The following is a 16,046-nucleotide window of genomic DNA, read 5'->3' as shown; positions in this document are numbered from 1 at the left end:
CGTGAGCGCAGCGAATTCGACAGGCCTTGTGGTGGCCGCCCGGGATGTCTCGATGGTCTACCGCTCGAATCATGCCCGGCCGTATCTCGCTGTGCGCGGGGTCACCCTCGAGATCGCCGCTGGCGAGATGCTGGGCATTGTGGGGGAGTCGGGATCGGGCAAGTCCACGCTCGCACTCGCAATCGCGGGCCTCGCCGGGCGCGGTGGGGACGCCATGCCGAGGATCTGCGGTGGTCAGCTCGAGGTGCACGGCACCCGCCTGCGCCATGTGGGACGCCGTGCCCGTGATCGACTGACGCTGCAGGTCGGCTTTCTGCGGCAGGATGCGGCGGAGCGGCTCAGCCCGCTGTTGACCGTCGCCGAGAACGTCGCCGAGCCGATCTACCAACGCGATCGCCGATTCAGCGTGCGGGAAGCCTCGGATGCCGTGGCGACGGTCATCGACGCTGTGCGCCTGCCGCTCAGCCTGATGAACCGGCTGCCCTACCAACTGAGCAGCGGCCAACGGCAGAGGGTGGCCCTTGCCCGCGCGATAGTTCTGGAGCCGACACTGCTCGTGGCCGACGAGCCGACCCGCGGAGTGGACGCGAGCGTGCGCGACGGCGTGCTCGACACCCTGCGAGACCTTCATCGCGACCGTGGTCTCACCGCGATCGTGGTGAGCAGCGACCTCGCAGTCCTCTCCCGCATCGCTCCGAAACTCGCGGTGATGCAGAAGGGCATCTTGGTCGGGCTCGGGGACCTCGACACGCTCACGACCGCCCCGGAGAACGAGTACCTCAAGGGATTGGCTCGCTCGCGCGCCGCGCTCGGCAGTGCCAAGACGGAGAAGTTTCATGGCTAACAACCCGGACACGGTTCGGTTCATCGAAGACCAGCTCGGCGACCTGAACATCCGCACCCGCACGATGTTCGGGGAGCACGCCATCTACTGTGATGAGAAAGTCGTCGGTTTCATCTGCGACGACACTCTCTTTCTCACCCCGACCGACGCCGAAGCCGCGCTGTTCGAGCGCACGGTTCCCGCGCCGCCGTATCCCGGCGCAAAGAACTATCGCTCCGTGCCCGGCGAGCTTCTCGAAGACCGGGACTGGTTGCAGCGGGCCGTGCAGGCGACGGCGGATGCGCGCCCGGCTCCCCGCCCGAAGAAGTCGCGGCCCACCGGCTCACCCTCCGAGCGCGCGTGAGCCAGCACCGCAGCGTGACGGCCGATGCCGGGCGCGTTCTCGGCGACGATCGGCGTCCGGCAGCCGGGCCGGTCAGCATCGTTCCGGCCTCGGCGACCCTCTCCGCGGCGGAAGACGTCTTCGCCCGGGCGGTCGCCGCAGGCGGAGGCGAGCTCGTCGATCTCGGCCCGCAGACCCGCGGGCTCATCTGGCTGTCCTACGGCGGTGCGGCAGCGCTCAGGTCCACCCTGGATTCGTACCCCTCGATCGACTGGGTGCAGCTTCCCTACGCCGGTGTCGACGTATTCGCCGAGCTCCTGCGCGCACACGCCGATCGCCCGTTTCCCCTCTGGACCAGCGCGAAGGGTGCCTACTCGCAACCCGTCGCCGAACATGCGCTCACCCTCGTGCTCGCTCTGCTGCGGGTGATCCCCGAGCGGGTGAGAGCCACCGGCTGGCCGACCGGTCCCAAGATCGGACGCTCTCTCTACGGACTCTCGGTGCTGATCGTGGGTGCCGGCGGCGTTGCGAGGGAGCTGCTTCGACTCCTCGCGCCCTTCGGCGTGAGCGTAACCATCGTGCGGCGCACCACGGACCGTGTCGCCGGTGCCCGACGGACCATCACCGTCGACGGGCTGGCACAGGCGCTGCCGGATGCCGATGTGGTGGTCATCGCCGCGGCATCCACCGCGGGCACCCGCCACCTGTTCGGCGCCCCGGCGTTCGCGGCGATGAAGAACAGCGCCGTGCTCGTGAACATCGCCAGGGGCGATCTCGTCGACACGGATGCCCTGGTCGATGCGCTCCGTCGCGGGGAGATCGCGGGCGCCGGCCTCGACGTCACCGACCCGGAGCCGCTGCCGGACGGGCATCCGCTCTGGACCGCTCCGCACATCCTCATCACACCGCACAGTGCGGATACCCCGGAGATGACGATGCCGCTGCTCGCTGAGAGGATTCGCGAGAACGTCGCCGCCTTCGTGGGCGACGGCCGTTTCGTCGGAGTCGTTGATCCGAAGGCCGGCTATTGACCACGACCGACCTGCTGGTGGGCGGCTACACCGCCACCATGGGAGACGCGAAGGGCATCTCGCTGCTGCGCTGGCACGGGGATGACGCGCGGCTGGAATTGCTCGAAACGACGCCGACCTCGTCCCCTTCGTTCCTCGCCTCCGGCCCCGATGGTCTGGTCTACGCGACCGACGAGTACGGCTCCGGCCCGGCCGGCCGCATCGAGGCGTTCCGTCGGAGTCAGGGCTCTCTCCGATCGCTCGGAGGCCAACCGACCAGCGGCGGTTTCCCCTGTCACGTGAGCGTCACGCTCGATCGCCTGTTCGTGTCGAACTACCTCGACGGATCCATCGATGTCTTCCCGCTCCTGCCCGGCGGCCGCATCGGCGGGTCGATCCAGACCCTGTCGTCGCAGGGCAGTGGACCCAATCCGGCGCAGGAGCGGCCGCATGCCCACTCGACCCTCGTGCAGGGATCGACCGTGCTCAGCGCGGATCTCGGCGCCGACCGGGTGCACGTGCACGCGGTCGAGAACGGCAGGCTCGTGCGCACGGCATCCGTGGCGCTTCCGCCGGGCACCGGGCCGCGGGACCTGGTGCGCCTGGCGGGTCGGACGATCCTGCTCGGAGAGCTGCAGGGCACCCTTTTCGCCCTCGATGGCAGGGGTCAGGTGCTCGAGGCGGCAACGATCACCGAAGACTGGGTCGATGGAGATCATGCCGCGGGACTCGCGACCGACGCGTCCGCCCGGTTTCTCTACACGGGGTTGCGCGGGTCAAATCGCATCGCCGTGATCCGCGCCGGAGACCTCAGTCCGGTCGCGACGGTCTCCAGCGACGGCGACTGCCCACGACACCTCTGCGTCATCGACGGCGACGTGCTTCTGGTGGCGAACCAGTTGTCGTCGACGGTGGCCGCATTCCGCATCGATCCGGTGACCGGCATCCCTCATCCGCTCGGCTCGCCGATGGAGGTTGCATCGCCGACCTTCCTGCTGCCGGTACTGTAGACACGTCGATTCAGCGTCGAGCACGAGTTGCCCGGGGGATTGCACCGCACGATTTGGTGCAACGCGTACCTTTGGTAAAGTGGTCAAGCTGTTTCAGCAATCCTCGATAGCTCAATTGGCAGAGCATCGCACTGTTAATGCGGCGGTTCTTGGTTCGAGTCCAAGTCGGGGAGCTCGATTGCCGCACGGGGCTCCACCCCCTGCGGCATTCGTTGCTTAAGCGGCGGATGCCGGTCCGCCACTACTCCCGGGGGAGTAGCCGCCGGCCATCCGGCAGCGGATGTCCCGGGCGAGAGCCGCAACTACGATCGATCCATGCCCTTCCACGGTCGTTTCGACAGCGCGGGCTGGACCGAGCGCCGAGGTGGTCGTTTCACCGATCGGAATTTCGAATCCTGGCACGAGCCCTGGCAGGAGATGGAGGCCAGTCGCGCCCGGCGCCAGAATTCCGCCGGCGCGCGCAGGATGCGGCTGATCTTTCCGGTGCTCTTTTCGCTGTTCGTGCAGGTGCCGGCGGTTTTCTTCAGTGTGCGCCCGGGTAACGGCCTTGTTCGCACCGCAGTCTGGACAGACCCGAGGATGCTCCTGATCGGGCTCGGGCTCGCTCTCATCGGTCCTCTCGCCCTGCTCGCCGCCCGTCGCTTCCCGGGTCCGGTCGTGGCCATCGCGGCCGCCGCGGGAGGCGCCGACCTGCTGCTGTTCCGCAGCTCCGACCATCCGCCCTACCTGGCCCTCGCCTTCGCCATCGTGTCCGCTGTGGTGCGGGGCGCCCGAAGCTGGGCCTGGATTTCGGTGTCGGCGGCCTGGCTCCTCGCCCTCGCCATATCGCTGCTCGCCGGTCTCGATGTCTCGCCCCCGCGAATCGCGGCCGTGACGCTCGGAATTCTCATCGTGCTCGGTGTGGGGGAGAGCGTGCGAACGCGCCGGGAGCAGTATGCGGAGATTTCCCGCCGGATCGCCGAACGCAAGCAGTCCGAGGTGCAGGCCGAGCGGGTGCGGATCGCCCGTGAGCTTCACGATGTGCTCGCGCATTCCCTCAGCCAGATCAACGTCCAGGCCGGTGTGGGGCTTCATCTCATGGACAAACAGCCGGAGAAGGCCAAGGCGGCCCTGGCGAGCATCAAGGAGTCCAGTAAGACGGCCCTCGACGAAGTGCGCTCGGTGCTCGGCATCCTTCGTGCCGAAGGAGGAGCGGATCCCAGCGCGCCGCTGGTGCCGGAGCCCGATCTCTCCCGTCTCGGCGGCCTCGCCGCTTCGATCGCCTCCCAGGGCGTCGCCGTCGATGTGCGCAACACGATCGAGACCGTCCCGAGCGCAGGCACCCAGCTCGCGCTTTACCGCATCGCGCAGGAGTCGCTGACGAATGTGCTCCGTCATGCCAAGGCGACCACGGTGACCGTGACCGCCCGGGAAGAGGGTGGTTTCTACGTGCTCGAGATCGTCGACAACGGCACCGGAAGCCCACCACGTCAGGACACCGGGGGCCGTGGTCTGCTCGGTATGCACGAGCGGGCCGAACTCCTCGGCGGCAGTCTGAGTGCCGCTCCCGTCGAAGGCGGGGGCTTCCGAGTCTCCGCCAGAATCCCCCAGTCAGCAGCCGGGGCGAGCTACAGCAGCGCGCCCGACATCCCGTCCGCCCCCCGCGGTGGACCTTCGCCGAAGGGCACCCCATGATCCGCGTCGCCATCGCCGACGACCAGCAACTCATCCGGGGCGGCTTCCGGTCACTGCTCGAGGCGGAGAGTGACCTCGACGTGGTGGGCGAGGCCGGCACCGGCGCCGAAGCGGTGGCTCTCGTCGCCCGCGAGAAGCCCGATGTCGTTCTCATGGACATCCGGATGCCCGACGGGGACGGCCTGTGGGCGACCGAGCAGATCGTGGCCAATCCCGCTCTCGCCGGCACCCACATCGTGATCGTCACCACCTTCGAGCTCGACGAGTACGTTGCCCAGGCGATCCGCGCGGGGGCGAGCGGCTTCCTGGTCAAGGACACCGAGCCGGAGGAGCTTATCCGCGCGGTGCGGGTGGTGGCCGGCGGCGACGCGCTGTTGTCGCCCGGTGTCACGAAGCGCCTGCTCGAGCGGGTCGCCGGATCCCTCAAAGAGGCGCCGGATACCTCGCAGCTCGCGACCCTGACCGAACGTGAACGGGAGGTACTCGGCCTGGTCGGCCATGGGCTCACGAACGACGAGATCGGTCGAAAGCTCTTCCTCAGCCCGCTCACCGCCAAGACCCACGTGTCGCGCATCATGTCGAAGCTGCTCGCGAGAGACCGGGTGCAGCTCGTCGTCGTCGCCTACGAGACCGGACTCGTCCGGGCGGGGTACCAGGAGTAGCAGGGCGTGCTCCCGGCGCAGTAGCCGAAAGCATCCGCCGAGCAGATTCGCCGATTCGGCTTCGCGACGAGTGTTGTGTTCAACGGTTCCACCGGCTCTCGCCACCGGAACGCTCACAGAAACGGATATATCGTGCTCGCAACACTCGCCCTCGCGGGCCCCGCGGCCCATTTCGTCGGCCCCTGGGTCGGCGGCTTCGGGCTTTTCTTCCTGCTCATCCCGCTCTTCTGGGTCGCGCTCTTCGCGGTCGTCTTCTCGATCGCTCGACGTCGCCGTCGCGCCTGGTTCGCCCAGGGCGGCGGATACGGTCACCCCGGCTTCGGCGGCGCCCAGTGGGGTCACTGGGGCAGCCCGTCCCGGTCGGCGGAGTCGACCCTTGCCGAGCGATTCGCCCAGGGCGACATCGACGAGAATGACTACCGCGCACGTCTCGAGGTGCTGCGGGCGAACTCCTGGCCGCAGCCGCCGGCCAAGTAGGCCCGGCACCCGCGGACCGGGACGGCAGCGCGCCGATCCCGGTTCGCGATAACCTCGGAGAGACAGCACGTCGTTGTCAGACCCGATGTTGTCAGCCCGAGGAGACCCGAGTGAATACCTGGCTGCAGCAGCATTCGATGCTGGTGATGATCCTGCTCACCGCGACATCCGCGGTTTTCCTCGTTCTCACGGTGGTGTTGCTGGTGCTCTGGATCCGCGCCGCACGCGGTCGCCGCCGCCAGTATTTCGCCCGCGTCGATGCCGAGCGCGACAACCTCGACCTCGAAGCATCCCTGCAAGAGCAACTGGGAAAGCTGCGCATCGTGCGCGAACTCCACGAGGTGGCGATCCATTCGGTCTCCACGATCGTGAGCCAGGCGGACGGCGCCCAGTACGCGGCGACCTCGGATGCCGGAGCCGCGGTGCGCGCCTCCGCCACCATCGCCGAGGCGGCCCGATCGACTCTCGCCGACCTCCGTCGCGTGATGACCGTTGTGGGCGGATCGGTCGACGAATCCCTGCCAGAGCCCCGCTCCGACATGACTCTCGAGCTCTTCGATGTGATGCGGGACGCCGGGCTGGAGATCACGGTCGTGGAGAACGGCGAGCCCTTCGTGCTCGGCGACGGTCCGCAGCTCGCGGTCTTCCGTATCGTGCAGGAGGCCCTGTCCAATGCGCTGAAGTATGGCGGCATCGGCACCCAGGTGCGCGTCAGCTCCACGTGGACCGACGAGGGCCTGCAGGTCGTGATCGACGACGATGGTGTGCGCGCCGCTGCCCGCCGCGAGGGACTCGACCCCGACAAACTCGCGCAGAGTCGCACCTACACCTTCCAGGACGACCTCGATGCGTTGACCGAGGTGGTCGTCGGACCCGGAATGAGCGAGATGCGGGAGCGTGCGGCTTTGTACCGTGGCATCCTCACCGCGAACATGCTGCCCGGTGTCGGCTTCACGGTGTCTGCGGTGTTCCCCTCGATTCGCTACGACAACGGCGTGCACGGCGTGAATCTGCGCGATGGCCAGGACTGAGCCGGTTCCCTCCGACGACGATCCAGCACGAGAGTCCGGATCCGCCGCAGCCACTTCCTGGAGCGGCGAAGATCGGGCCGTGGCCCGCAAGGGTGTCGCCGTCGGTCTTTCCGCCGCGGCCTACGGCATCTCCTACGGAGCCCTCGCCGTCGCCGCCGGGCTCGACGTCTGGCAGACCTGCGTGATGAGCCTCCTCATGTTCACCGGCGGCTCGCAGTTCGCCCTGGTGGGGGTCATCGCCACCGGGGGAGTGGCCGCGGGGCCGGCCGCGATCGCGAGCGCCGCGATCCTGGGCATCCGCAACGGGATCTACGGAATCCGTGTCGCTCCGATCGTGGGCAGCGGTCGCTGGCGCCGGTTGGCAGCGGCCTGGGTGACTATCGATGAGTCCACCGCCGTCGCCACGACCCAATCAACACTGCGAACCCAGCGGATCGGCTTCTGGGTCACCGCCGTCTCGGTATTCGTCGGCTGGAATCTCACCTCGCTCATCGGTGCCCTCATCGGCAACGCCCTCGGCGATGTCCGAATGTACGGACTGGATGCGGCCGCAGCCGCTGCCTTCCTCGGACTGCTCTGGCCCCGCCTGCGCCAACTGCAGACGGTCGCCGTGGCGACCGCCGCCGCCGTGATCGCCACGGTGACCACGCCGGTGCTGATCCCGGGCCTACCTGTGCTCGTGGCGGGAATCGTCGCCGTGATAGTGGGGGGATTGAACTGGTTCGGCAGTCGGAATCCCCAGCCCGAACCCCCGGGGATTCCGACATGAGCTGTAACGTTCTTCAATCGGCGTCCCCGGTGGGCCGGCACCCTCGCCTGACAGGTGGCCCATCATGACGCTTTGGCTCATCGTGATCACCGCTTCGCTGGCGTGCCTGTCCCTGAAGGTAGCCGGATACCTCGTGCCGGCATCGTTCCTCGAGAAGCCGGCTCCCGCCCGCATCGCCAACCTCCTGACCGTCGCACTGCTTGCGGCCCTGATCGCGGTGCAGACTCTCGGCTCAGGCTCCCGTATCGTCTTCGATGCACGCCTCCCCGCCATTGCGGTGGCCGCACTGTTGCTCGCGCTGCGAGTTCCCTTCATCGTGGTGGTGATAGCGGCCGCGGCGACAGCCGCCCTCATCCGCGCGGTCTTCTAGGTGTGACCAGCCACCCTGACCAGCCACTGTGACCAGCCACCCTGACTTGCCCCCTCTGACCAGCCACCCTGACCAGCCACCCTGATTAGCCCCCCGACTAGGCGCTGAGCACCCTCAGGTCGCGAAGGGCGGCACTCTTCGATGGCATGGGCCGCGGCCGTTGTTCCGGATCGACATTTCGAGGAGGAATGAGCCAGAACCCCGTGTCATCCCGAACAATCTCCCAACCGTTGTTATGCACGAGCAGATGGTGATAGCGGCACAGAAGCACCCCATCGAGGATGTTCGTCTCGCCCTGATCTCGCTTCCAGCGTCTGGAGTGGTGGGCCTCGCACCAACTGGGAGGCCGATCGCAGTCCCCGAACAAGCATCCGCCCTGTGCCGCAGCCAGGGCGATCCGCTGTCTCTTCGAATACAGCCGCTGTTCCCGGCCCAGGTCGAGGGGGCGCCCGGCTTCGTCAAAGTCGAGCTGAACCGTGCCGGACTCGCAGGCGATGCGCTCGACGGTCTCGATTGAGATCGGGATGTCGCATCCTTCGATCCGGCCGTGGCCGTGCCCCGCCTCGAGCGCGGTGCGCGTCACCAGCACTCGCACCGAGGGCTGTCGAGCTCCCATTATCCGTCGGCTCTCACCCGTCTCTGCTCCCACCGCGATTCGTAGCAGCTGGGTGAACGCGTCGTGCACGTACTGGTCGGTGGTGCGCTCGTCCGTGGAGATCGCTGCTGCCCACTCCCTGTCGGCGTCGTCGACGAATCGGACGCCTCCTCGGCGGGGAGAGGTGAGGGTGTCGTAGACGTCGTCCCAGAAAGCCGCGGACTCGATGTCCGGGTCGATGATGTATCTCGAGAGACCATTGGGACGCCGGGTGCGGCGTACCGACCGCTCTTCGAAGGCGGCCCGCTCGCGATCCGCGATACCAGTGTCGTCCAGATCGTCCCTCAGGCGGCGGGCCAGACGCAGCAATTCGTCCGCGTCGACGATTGTCGCCTCGATCACGAGCAGGTGGGCGGCATCGGACAGGGCATCTGCTGTCACAGCACCAGAGCCTTCGGATGGCGCACCGAGCCCGACGCGGATCGCGCGGGCGGCGTCCACCGAGATGCAACCAACGGCAACGGCGGCGCCGACCTCCCGGAACCATGGCTCGGCGCTCGAAGAGGTCTCGGGCGCAGCGGATTCCCGGGCCATCGTGCCCGCCTGGACGAGTGCGGAGGCGTTGCGCGCGGTGGACCCGGTCTCATGCCGCACGAGGGCCTCCGGCGTGCGGAACCCCTCCCTCTGGGCGAGTCCCGAAAAGCCGAGCTCCCGCCGCGAACGGTGACCGATCTCGCCGGCCACCACTGCAGCGCTCGCGCCGAGTTCACGGGCGAGGTCCGAGAGTTCGCGCTGGATGCGAAGAAGATCGGGGTCGGAAAGAGTGTCGACCGACCGAGCGCATTCGGCTACGAAGCCCACCGCCCGGCGCGCGCCGGCTAGCGACGAATCGAAGTCCCCACCCAGAGACTCGTCGAACACAACTTCGTTACTTGCCATGCATTCATTCTCCCAGACTCGAACACAGATTTGAAGAGCTTTGTCAAATCTGGGGATAATCCGTCGGGCACATCGCTGTGGAGGAGAGGCCGCGCGGACGGGGGCGACAAAAGAGCCCCGACGCAGAAACGAGCATCGGGGCGCGCGAGACCCAACCCGCGAGACACCCCACCCGCGCGACACCCCACCCGCGCGACACCCGACCCGCGCGACACCCCACCCGCGAGCCGCAACCCGCGAAACCCTACCCGCGCGACACCCTACCCGCGCAACACCCCACCCGCGCGCGCCAACCCCCGCACGCCGTCGCACCGCGTCACCGGACGAGTTCGATCTCCTCGAGATCGTTCGCCGCACTGTCGACTCGTTCCGTTCCTTCGAAAACGAATCCGTTTCGCCGGTAGAACGCATACGCCCGCGGGTTGTCCTTTGCCATCCAGAGCTGCAGGGGATCCTCCCTGGCCGCGGCCTCGAGAAGGGCTTGACCGATGCCCGTGCCATGGTGCTCACTGCGGACATAGATCATGTAGAGGCACAGCGGACGAGCGGGAAGAGCGTCGAGACTGTCGCCGACAAAGGCGAATCCCTGGATGCGGCTCGATGACTCAGCGACGAACAGCCGGTCGGGAATAGCCTCGCCGCCGAGGATCTTCGTCCACATGGCAACGCGCCGACGAAGGGCGGCGTCGCCATAGAACTCCGGGGGCAGAAGGTGGCCGTAGGTATCTCGCCACCCGTCCACCTGGATCGCCGCGATCACAGCCGCCTCGGAGAACCGTGGCTGCCGGATCACAGGGTCCGACGCGCCGTCCTCACCCTTCGAGGTCGTCGACTCCCGGCATCCAGCTCAGCCCCGGCTCGCCCCAACCGCTCTTCTTGACGGCCTTTGCGGCCGCTTTGCCCGCGGCATGGTCGAGGCGATCCACGTAGAGCACGCCCTCGAGGTGGTCGTATTCGTGCTGGAAGATGCGGGCGAGCCATCCCTCCGCCCGGACCTCGAACGGCTTCTGGTCCAGATCGACAGCACTGAGGATGGCCAGTTCCGACCGTCGGAGCGGGTACCGCTCGCCGGGAACCGAGAGGCACCCCTCGGACTCGTCTTCCTCGTCCGCCGCGCCGATCGGCACCGGGCTCACCCACAGGGTGGGGTTGATGGCCACGCCGCGCCAGAGTGTGTCGTCGTCATCCGTCCAGTTGTAGACGAAGAGTCGAAGGGGCACGTCCACCTGCGGAGCCGCGAGCCCGACGCCCGGCGCGGCCTCCATCGTGTCGAACATGTCGGCGACGAGCGCAGAAAGCGAGGCGTCGAACGACGTCACTTCGGACGCTCGGGTGTGGAGCACGGGATTGCCCGTGATTTGAATCGGGAGGACGGCCATTCGCCAAGAATATCGGAGGGCCAGCGGGTAGGGTCGTGCCGTGACGCCAGACCTCAGTGCCATTTCGGACCAGATCTCCATCACCCCGTACCAGGCGCTGGGAATCCCGATCGCCCTGGTCGGTGCCGTCTTCCTCGCCCTCGGTGCCCAGTTCCAGCATCGCGGTGTCAACAAGGTCGACAGCCTCACCGAGGCCTCATCGACCGCGGGCCTCAACCTCGGCCAGCTTCTCCTGCTCCTTCGCCGACCGTCGTGGGTCATCGGCACCCTGATGCTCGGGCTCGCTGTTGCCTTCCAGCTCACCGCGCTCATCTTCGCGCCGCTCATCGTGGTCCAGCCGCTCGGCGCGATCGCCCTCATCATCACGGCCATCGTCAACGCCCGGGTGTCCGGAGTGAAGCTGAAGCAGGATGCCATCCGCCCCATCATCTTCTGCGTCGGGGGCGTCGGACTCTTCGTGACCTTCGCCACCATCTTCGCCCGGTCGAAGGAGATCACCCAGACGGAGCTCGTGACCGTGCTGATCCTTCTCGGTGTCGTCACCATCGCATTCGCGCTGGGTTTCGCCTTCCTGCGCAAGAAGTTCGGACCCCTGATCTACATCGTCGGCGCCGGCGTGCTCTACGGTTTCGTCGCGACCCTCGCCAAGGTCGTCATCGACCGGGTGCACACGATCATCCTCAACGGCGCCCAGGGATTCGAGTGGCTCACGATCGCCTGCGTCGTCGCGCTTCTCGCCGCCACGGTGCTCGGCGGCTACTTCGTGCAGACCGCGTACAGCTCCGGTCCGCCCGATCTCGTGATCGCCGGCCTCACCGTCATCGACCCGATCGTCGCGGTCTCGATCGGCATCATCGTGCTGCAGGAGGCGTCCGGCGCGCCCTGGTACGCGATCCTCGCCTTTGTCGTCGCCGGTGCTCTCGCCGTGTACGGTGTGGTGCAGCTGTCCAAGCGACAGCCCGAAGCCGCCGCTAGGCTGTAATCGATGGTTTCAACTGCAAGGGATGCTTAAGACTTTGTCCGACACCCCGCACGACTCCCCCCAGGACGCGAAGGCACCCCTTCGCATCCTGATCGGCGCCGACACCTTCCCCCCGGACGTCAACGGTGCCGCCAACTTCGGCTCCCGTCTCGCCGCCGGACTCACCGAGCGCGGCCACACCGTGCACGTCGAGGCTCCAGCCTTCAACCGCACCACCGGCGCGTTCCTCGAGAAGCACGACGGTGCCGAGTTCGTGGTGCATCGCGTCTACTCCTGGCGCTGGTACCCGCACGACTGGCTGCGGTTCGTGCTTCCCTGGCGCAGTCAGGCGCACGCCGCTCGCATCCTCGACGAGGTCAAGCCGGATGTCGTGCACATCCAGTCGCACATCGTCGTGGGCCGCGGCCTCGCCCGGCAGGCCGCCAAACGTGGCATCCGCGTGATCGGCACCAACCACTTCATGCCCGAGAACCTCATCGATCACACGCGCCTCCCGCACTTCGCGCGCAAATGGGCCATCCGCGCCGCGTGGAAGGATGCCTCCACCACCTTCGCCTACTGCGAAGAGGTGACGTCGCCCAGCCGCAAGGCCGCCGACTTCCTCGAGTCCGAGACGAACCTCGAGCACGTCCACGCCATCTCCTGTGGCATCGACGCGGCCCTCTACTCGGCAAGTTTCGAGCCGCGCACCGAGAACCGTGTCATCTTCGTCGGGCGGGTCTCGGGCGAGAAGCACCTCGACGTGCTCATGAGGGCGATCGCGCAGATCGATCCGTCCCTGGATGTCCAGCTCGAGATCGTCGGTGGCGGCGACCAGATGAACCAGCTCAAGCAGCTGACCCGCGAGCTCTCCATCGACAAGCGCGTCACCTTCACGGGCTACGTGACGGATGAGCAGTTGCGCGCCGCCCTCACCCGCGCCACAGTCTTCGCCATGCCCTCGATCGCCGAGCTGCAGAGCATCGCGACCATGGAGGCGATGGCGTCGGGGCTCCCGATCGTCGCCGCCAACGCGATGGCGCTGCCCCACCTGGTGCACGAGGGCGAGAACGGCTACCTCTTCAACCCCGGTGACGCGAAGGATCTCGCCGACAAGCTGAGCCGCGTGCTGAGCCTGCCCGATGCGGAACTGCGCACCATGAAGGAAGCGAGCCTGCGCTACATCGCGGCCCACGACATCCAGCGCACCCTCTCCATCTTCGAGCAGCTCTACCGCGGCGAGAAGGTCACCGATCCCGTGACGGATGCGTCGCTCGACGAGCAGGTCAGCTAGCGACGCTCGCCTCACGATCGTGGGCGCACCAGCCTGTATCGTGGTGTCGCACCGTTCCGTTGGAGCGCTGCGGGGCGGTAGCTCAGCTGGTTAGAGCAGCGGACTCATAATCCGTCGGTCACGGGTTCAAGTCCCGTCCGCCCCACCAATGTTCGTATGGGATTTCGGGCCGTCGACCGCCCTCAGAATTCGGGCATGCACTCCGCGCGCACTCCGATTGAGGGATTCTCGGCGTGTCGCCTCTGTCTGTCCGCCGTTTGGAGGACAATCTGGACCCCAGTCCAGACAGGAGACGTTCATGGCCGAGTCCATGCCCTACATGAATTCCACGGGATTGATCCCGAAGATTCTCGACAAGATCAAAGAGGCCCGTACTCCCGATCGGTTCTCACAGGACTTCCTCGGAACCGTCCTGGGCTTCTCCGGTGGAAGCGCAAAGCCGTTCATTCCTCTGGCCAAGAGGTTAGGTCTCATCAATTCGGACGGAACGCCGTCCGCGCTGTACAACCGATTTCGAGGCAGCGAAGAGGAATCCAAAGCGGCAATGGCTGCGGCCATGAAGATCGCTTTCGCGCCCCTGTACAAGAGGAACGAGTTCGCCGAGCGGATGGAGAAGAAGAAGCTCGAAGGACTGGTCAAAGAAATTACGGGCCTGGAGGACACTTCGAGTACGTTTCGGGGAATCATCGGCACGTTCGAAGCCCTCAAGAAGTATGCGGACTTCAACATCACGCCGGACAATTCGAACGCCGCCGACGATGAACAGAGTGGCGACGGAGGCGGCTCCGGAAGTGATTCAGGCGGCTCAGGCGACGACGATTTCCAGAGCGATCTTGGGAAGCTGCGTTTCGGCTACACCATCAATATCAACTTGCCGAACACCAATGACATAGCGGTCTTCAACGCGATCTTCAAGAGCCTAAAGGAGCACTTGCTTTGAGTGCCGAGTCTGATCGCCTGCAACTGATGCACATGAGTCGTCAGCTGCTCACCGTGGAGTTGGATGACATCGCGTCAAAGTACGCCATCGATCCGATTGCGACAGTCGAGGCAGAGGAAGAGGTGGTCGAGAACGAGGGCTATTATCTTCAATTCCCAGCGGAGTTGCGAACGCAAGCTTCTGAAATGGCTCGCTATTACCAAATCTTCTACTGCCTGGAAAACTCGATTCGCGACATGGTGGAGTCTCAGCTCGCAGAAGGTTTCGGGGAAGCTTGGTGGGACGAGCACGCGCCCGAGAACATACGCACAACCGTTGCACAGAACAAGAAGCGTGAACAGGACAACGGCGTCACTCTCCGGTCATCTCACCCAATCGACTACACAACATTCGGGGAGCTTGGCGAGATCATCAAGTCGAATTGGGATATTTTTGGGTCTACCTTCAACAGCAAGCGAGGGCTCGAGAAGGTCATTTCGAGCCTGAACTTACTTCGCGGTCCGATTGCTCACTGCTCGCCACTTGCAGAAGACGAAGTGGTGCGGCTGCACCTAGCCGTTCGCGATTACTACCGGCTTATGGAGTAGCGGCTGCGCATAGATCGTGGCCCCGATGTACGCGTCGAGACGATCCATGTCTGCCGAGAAGTCGTCGGGGAAGAATCCGAGATAGACCTTGTACGTGGTCGCTGTGTCGGCGTGCCCGAGGGCTGCAGCAACACGGGCCAGCGGCATTCCCGAGGCCACAAACAGGCTTGCAGCGGTGTGTCGCAGGTCGTGAAAGCGCAGATCGGGCTGGCCGATCTTGGCCGCTGCCGGACGGAAGCGGCGACGGTAGAAGCTTTCGTAGTCCATGAGCTTGTCCCAGTCGAGCGCCCCGCGCCACTCGCCGTATCCGCCGTAGTTGCGTCCCGGCCACAAGCTGGCCTGCGGATTGGCGCGGTGCGGGTGCTGCGCGATGTACTCCTGCAGGAGTGCAGCGAGGGAGCGGCGCAACGGCACCGACCGGATCGACTTCTCGGACTTGGGAGAGTCCTCCCCCCAGCCGTCCTTGGTCCGTACGAGCGTGCGCTTAACCTCGATCTGCCGACGCATCAAGTTCACGTCGCGAATCTGCAACGCTATGATCTCCGCTGCACGCAGCCCCGTATAGCTCGCCAGCCGAACGAACAGTCCGTCCGGTGCGCTGGCGTCAAGCTTGGTCGCTAGGCGCTCAACCTCGGCAGGGGAGAGGAACACCGGGGAGAATCGCTGCGCGTGCTGCACCTTCGGCAAGTCTGTTCCCGTCGCGGGATTGTGAGATATGAGCCGGTGCTTGATGGCGTAGCGGAACACCTTGTTAGCGGACACGAACGCGTGCTTGATGGTGGACGGGTGCAGAGGCTCCTTCGTGCGGACGGTCTTCGTCTCGGTGAGCTTCGCAATCCACTTCTCAATATCCGAATTAGTGATCGCGCCGATGCGCTTGCTGCCGAGCGTGGGGAACACCTGCCGGGCGTAAATCTGGACGAGCCCTTCGTATGTGCGCGGTTTCAGCCGGGGCTTGGCTGCGGCGAGCGAGTCCTCCGCGACCTGTCGGAACGTCTTCGAGTTCTTCACTAGGGGAGCGGTGGACTTGCCTTCGGATAGGTCAGTCTCGACGTTTTCAGCGAATCTCTCCGCCTGCCGCGCGACAGTGAACGTCCTTTGCCGGAATGCACCGTTGTCTCTCCACTTGACCACGTAAGCGGTCTTGCCGGATGCCCGCGTGACGGTCTGAACGTGGGCCAT

The 16,046-nt window shown here is 66.0% G+C and carries 18 protein-coding genes and 2 tRNA genes; 16 read left to right on the top strand and 4 right to left on the bottom strand.

The annotated features are described in order from the left end of the window. Position 1: 1 nt before the first annotated feature. From VLI63_RS01870 to VLI63_RS01820, 11 genes are all read left to right on the top strand, one after another. On the top strand, positions 2-844 hold the full coding sequence (locus VLI63_RS01870) for an ATP-binding cassette domain-containing protein (protein WP_409155208.1): 843 nt from the start codon (positions 2-4) through the stop codon (positions 842-844). Next, the gene (locus VLI63_RS01865) at positions 837-1,187 is read left to right on the top strand and encodes a TfoX/Sxy family protein (protein WP_409155206.1); all 351 of its coding nucleotides are present in this window, start codon (positions 837-839) and stop codon (positions 1,185-1,187) included. Before VLI63_RS01870 ends, VLI63_RS01865 begins: the two co-directional genes overlap by 8 nt. Beyond that, complete coding sequence (locus VLI63_RS01860) at positions 1,184-2,197, top strand: D-isomer specific 2-hydroxyacid dehydrogenase family protein (protein WP_409155205.1); 1,014 nt, start codon at positions 1,184-1,186, stop codon at positions 2,195-2,197. Before VLI63_RS01865 ends, VLI63_RS01860 begins: the two co-directional genes overlap by 4 nt. Continuing rightward, entirely contained in the window at positions 2,194-3,186 is a 993-nt protein-coding gene (locus tag VLI63_RS01855; protein WP_409155203.1) for a lactonase family protein, read from the top strand. Before VLI63_RS01860 ends, VLI63_RS01855 begins: the two co-directional genes overlap by 4 nt. Positions 3,187-3,286: 100 nt before the next feature. Beyond that, positions 3,287-3,359: transfer RNA gene (locus tag VLI63_RS01850), tRNA-Asn, on the top strand. Positions 3,360-3,501: 142 nt separating this feature from the next. Beyond that, a complete protein-coding gene (locus VLI63_RS01845) occupies positions 3,502-4,860 on the top strand; it encodes a sensor histidine kinase (protein ID WP_409155201.1) in 1,359 nt (452 codons plus the stop codon). Then, positions 4,857-5,522: a response regulator gene (locus VLI63_RS01840; protein WP_409155200.1), complete on the top strand. Its 666-nt coding sequence runs from the start codon at positions 4,857-4,859 to the stop codon at positions 5,520-5,522. Before VLI63_RS01845 ends, VLI63_RS01840 begins: the two co-directional genes overlap by 4 nt. Positions 5,523-5,654: 132 nt before the next feature. Next, positions 5,655-5,999, top strand: coding sequence for an SHOCT domain-containing protein (locus tag VLI63_RS01835; RefSeq protein WP_409155198.1), 345 nt, complete (start codon positions 5,655-5,657; stop codon positions 5,997-5,999). 110 nt (positions 6,000-6,109) lie between these two features. After that, positions 6,110-7,030, top strand: coding sequence for a sensor histidine kinase (locus tag VLI63_RS01830; RefSeq protein WP_409155197.1), 921 nt, complete (start codon positions 6,110-6,112; stop codon positions 7,028-7,030). Further along, positions 7,017-7,799 carry an AzlC family ABC transporter permease gene (locus VLI63_RS01825; protein ID WP_409155196.1) on the top strand — a complete coding sequence of 261 codons (783 nt, stop codon included), beginning with the start codon at positions 7,017-7,019 and terminating at the stop codon, positions 7,797-7,799. Before VLI63_RS01830 ends, VLI63_RS01825 begins: the two co-directional genes overlap by 14 nt. 64 nt (positions 7,800-7,863) lie before the next feature. Continuing rightward, positions 7,864-8,169 (top strand): AzlD domain-containing protein, encoded by a 306-nt coding sequence (locus VLI63_RS01820; protein ID WP_409155194.1) that lies wholly within the window; start codon positions 7,864-7,866, stop codon positions 8,167-8,169. A gap of 97 nt (positions 8,170-8,266) precedes the next feature. Here VLI63_RS01820 and VLI63_RS01815 read toward each other — a convergent pair whose 3' ends face one another. The 3 genes from VLI63_RS01815 to def all read right to left on the bottom strand — a co-directional run bounded on the left by VLI63_RS01815 (position 8,267) and on the right by def (position 11,082). Next, positions 8,267-9,703, bottom strand: coding sequence for a DUF222 domain-containing protein (locus VLI63_RS01815; RefSeq protein WP_409155192.1), 1,437 nt, complete (start codon positions 9,701-9,703; stop codon positions 8,267-8,269). A gap of 316 nt (positions 9,704-10,019) precedes the next feature. Beyond that, entirely contained in the window at positions 10,020-10,496 is a 477-nt protein-coding gene (locus VLI63_RS01810) for a GNAT family N-acetyltransferase (RefSeq protein WP_409155190.1), read from the bottom strand. A 19-nt stretch (positions 10,497-10,515) separates the two neighbouring features. Continuing rightward, on the bottom strand, positions 10,516-11,082 hold the full coding sequence (gene def, locus VLI63_RS01805; RefSeq protein ID WP_409155189.1) for a peptide deformylase: 567 nt from the start codon (positions 11,080-11,082) through the stop codon (positions 10,516-10,518). Between the two features lie 40 nt (positions 11,083-11,122). Here def and VLI63_RS01800 point away from each other — a divergent pair, with 40 nt between their 5' ends. The 5 genes from VLI63_RS01800 to VLI63_RS01780 all read left to right on the top strand — a co-directional run bounded on the left by VLI63_RS01800 (position 11,123) and on the right by VLI63_RS01780 (position 14,864). Then, the gene (locus VLI63_RS01800) at positions 11,123-12,064 is read left to right on the top strand and encodes a DMT family transporter (protein WP_409155187.1); all 942 of its coding nucleotides are present in this window, start codon (positions 11,123-11,125) and stop codon (positions 12,062-12,064) included. 22 nt (positions 12,065-12,086) lie between these two features. Next, the gene (locus tag VLI63_RS01795; protein ID WP_409155185.1) at positions 12,087-13,337 is read left to right on the top strand and encodes a glycosyltransferase; all 1,251 of its coding nucleotides are present in this window, start codon (positions 12,087-12,089) and stop codon (positions 13,335-13,337) included. A gap of 71 nt (positions 13,338-13,408) precedes the next feature. Then, positions 13,409-13,485, top strand: a tRNA-Ile gene (locus VLI63_RS01790). 150 nt (positions 13,486-13,635) lie between these two features. Further along, positions 13,636-14,277, top strand: coding sequence for a DUF5343 domain-containing protein (locus VLI63_RS01785; protein ID WP_409155183.1), 642 nt, complete (start codon positions 13,636-13,638; stop codon positions 14,275-14,277). Beyond that, on the top strand, positions 14,274-14,864 hold the full coding sequence (locus VLI63_RS01780) for a Swt1 family HEPN domain-containing protein (RefSeq protein ID WP_409155182.1): 591 nt from the start codon (positions 14,274-14,276) through the stop codon (positions 14,862-14,864). Before VLI63_RS01785 ends, VLI63_RS01780 begins: the two co-directional genes overlap by 4 nt. Here the strand turns inward: VLI63_RS01780 and VLI63_RS01775 are convergent. Continuing rightward, complete coding sequence (locus tag VLI63_RS01775; protein WP_409155180.1) at positions 14,829-16,046, bottom strand: tyrosine-type recombinase/integrase; 1,218 nt, start codon at positions 16,044-16,046, stop codon at positions 14,829-14,831. The two genes, VLI63_RS01780 and VLI63_RS01775, sit on opposite strands and share 36 nt — an antisense overlap.

This window comes from Lacisediminihabitans sp. H27-G8 (assembly GCF_046156175.1).
GTDB lineage: Bacteria > Actinomycetota > Actinomycetes > Actinomycetales > Microbacteriaceae > Lacisediminihabitans.
The sequence above is the reverse complement of the archived record's forward strand: the minus strand, read 5'-3'. Positions and strand labels throughout refer to the sequence as shown.

What these genes read in the sequence shown, in the direction of transcription:
- VLI63_RS01785 (WP_409155183.1), top strand. Translation starts at nt 13,636, where the DNA reads ATGGCCGAGTCCATGCCCTACATGAATTCCACGGGATTGATCCCGAAG.
- VLI63_RS01775 (WP_409155180.1), bottom strand. Translation starts at nt 16,046, where the DNA reads ATGGCCCACGTTCAGACCGTCACGCGGGCATCCGGCAAGACCGCTTAC.
- VLI63_RS01845 (WP_409155201.1), top strand. Translation starts at nt 3,502, where the DNA reads ATGCCCTTCCACGGTCGTTTCGACAGCGCGGGCTGGACCGAGCGCCGA.
- VLI63_RS01795 (WP_409155185.1), top strand. Translation starts at nt 12,087, where the DNA reads ATGCTTAAGACTTTGTCCGACACCCCGCACGACTCCCCCCAGGACGCG.
- VLI63_RS01840 (WP_409155200.1), top strand. Translation starts at nt 4,857, where the DNA reads ATGATCCGCGTCGCCATCGCCGACGACCAGCAACTCATCCGGGGCGGC.
- VLI63_RS01865 (WP_409155206.1), top strand. Translation starts at nt 837, where the DNA reads ATGGCTAACAACCCGGACACGGTTCGGTTCATCGAAGACCAGCTCGGC.
- VLI63_RS01815 (WP_409155192.1), bottom strand. Translation starts at nt 9,703, where the DNA reads ATGGCAAGTAACGAAGTTGTGTTCGACGAGTCTCTGGGTGGGGACTTC.
- VLI63_RS01825 (WP_409155196.1), top strand. Translation starts at nt 7,017, where the DNA reads ATGGCCAGGACTGAGCCGGTTCCCTCCGACGACGATCCAGCACGAGAG.
- def (WP_409155189.1), bottom strand. Translation starts at nt 11,082, where the DNA reads ATGGCCGTCCTCCCGATTCAAATCACGGGCAATCCCGTGCTCCACACC.
- VLI63_RS01820 (WP_409155194.1), top strand. Translation starts at nt 7,864, where the DNA reads ATGACGCTTTGGCTCATCGTGATCACCGCTTCGCTGGCGTGCCTGTCC.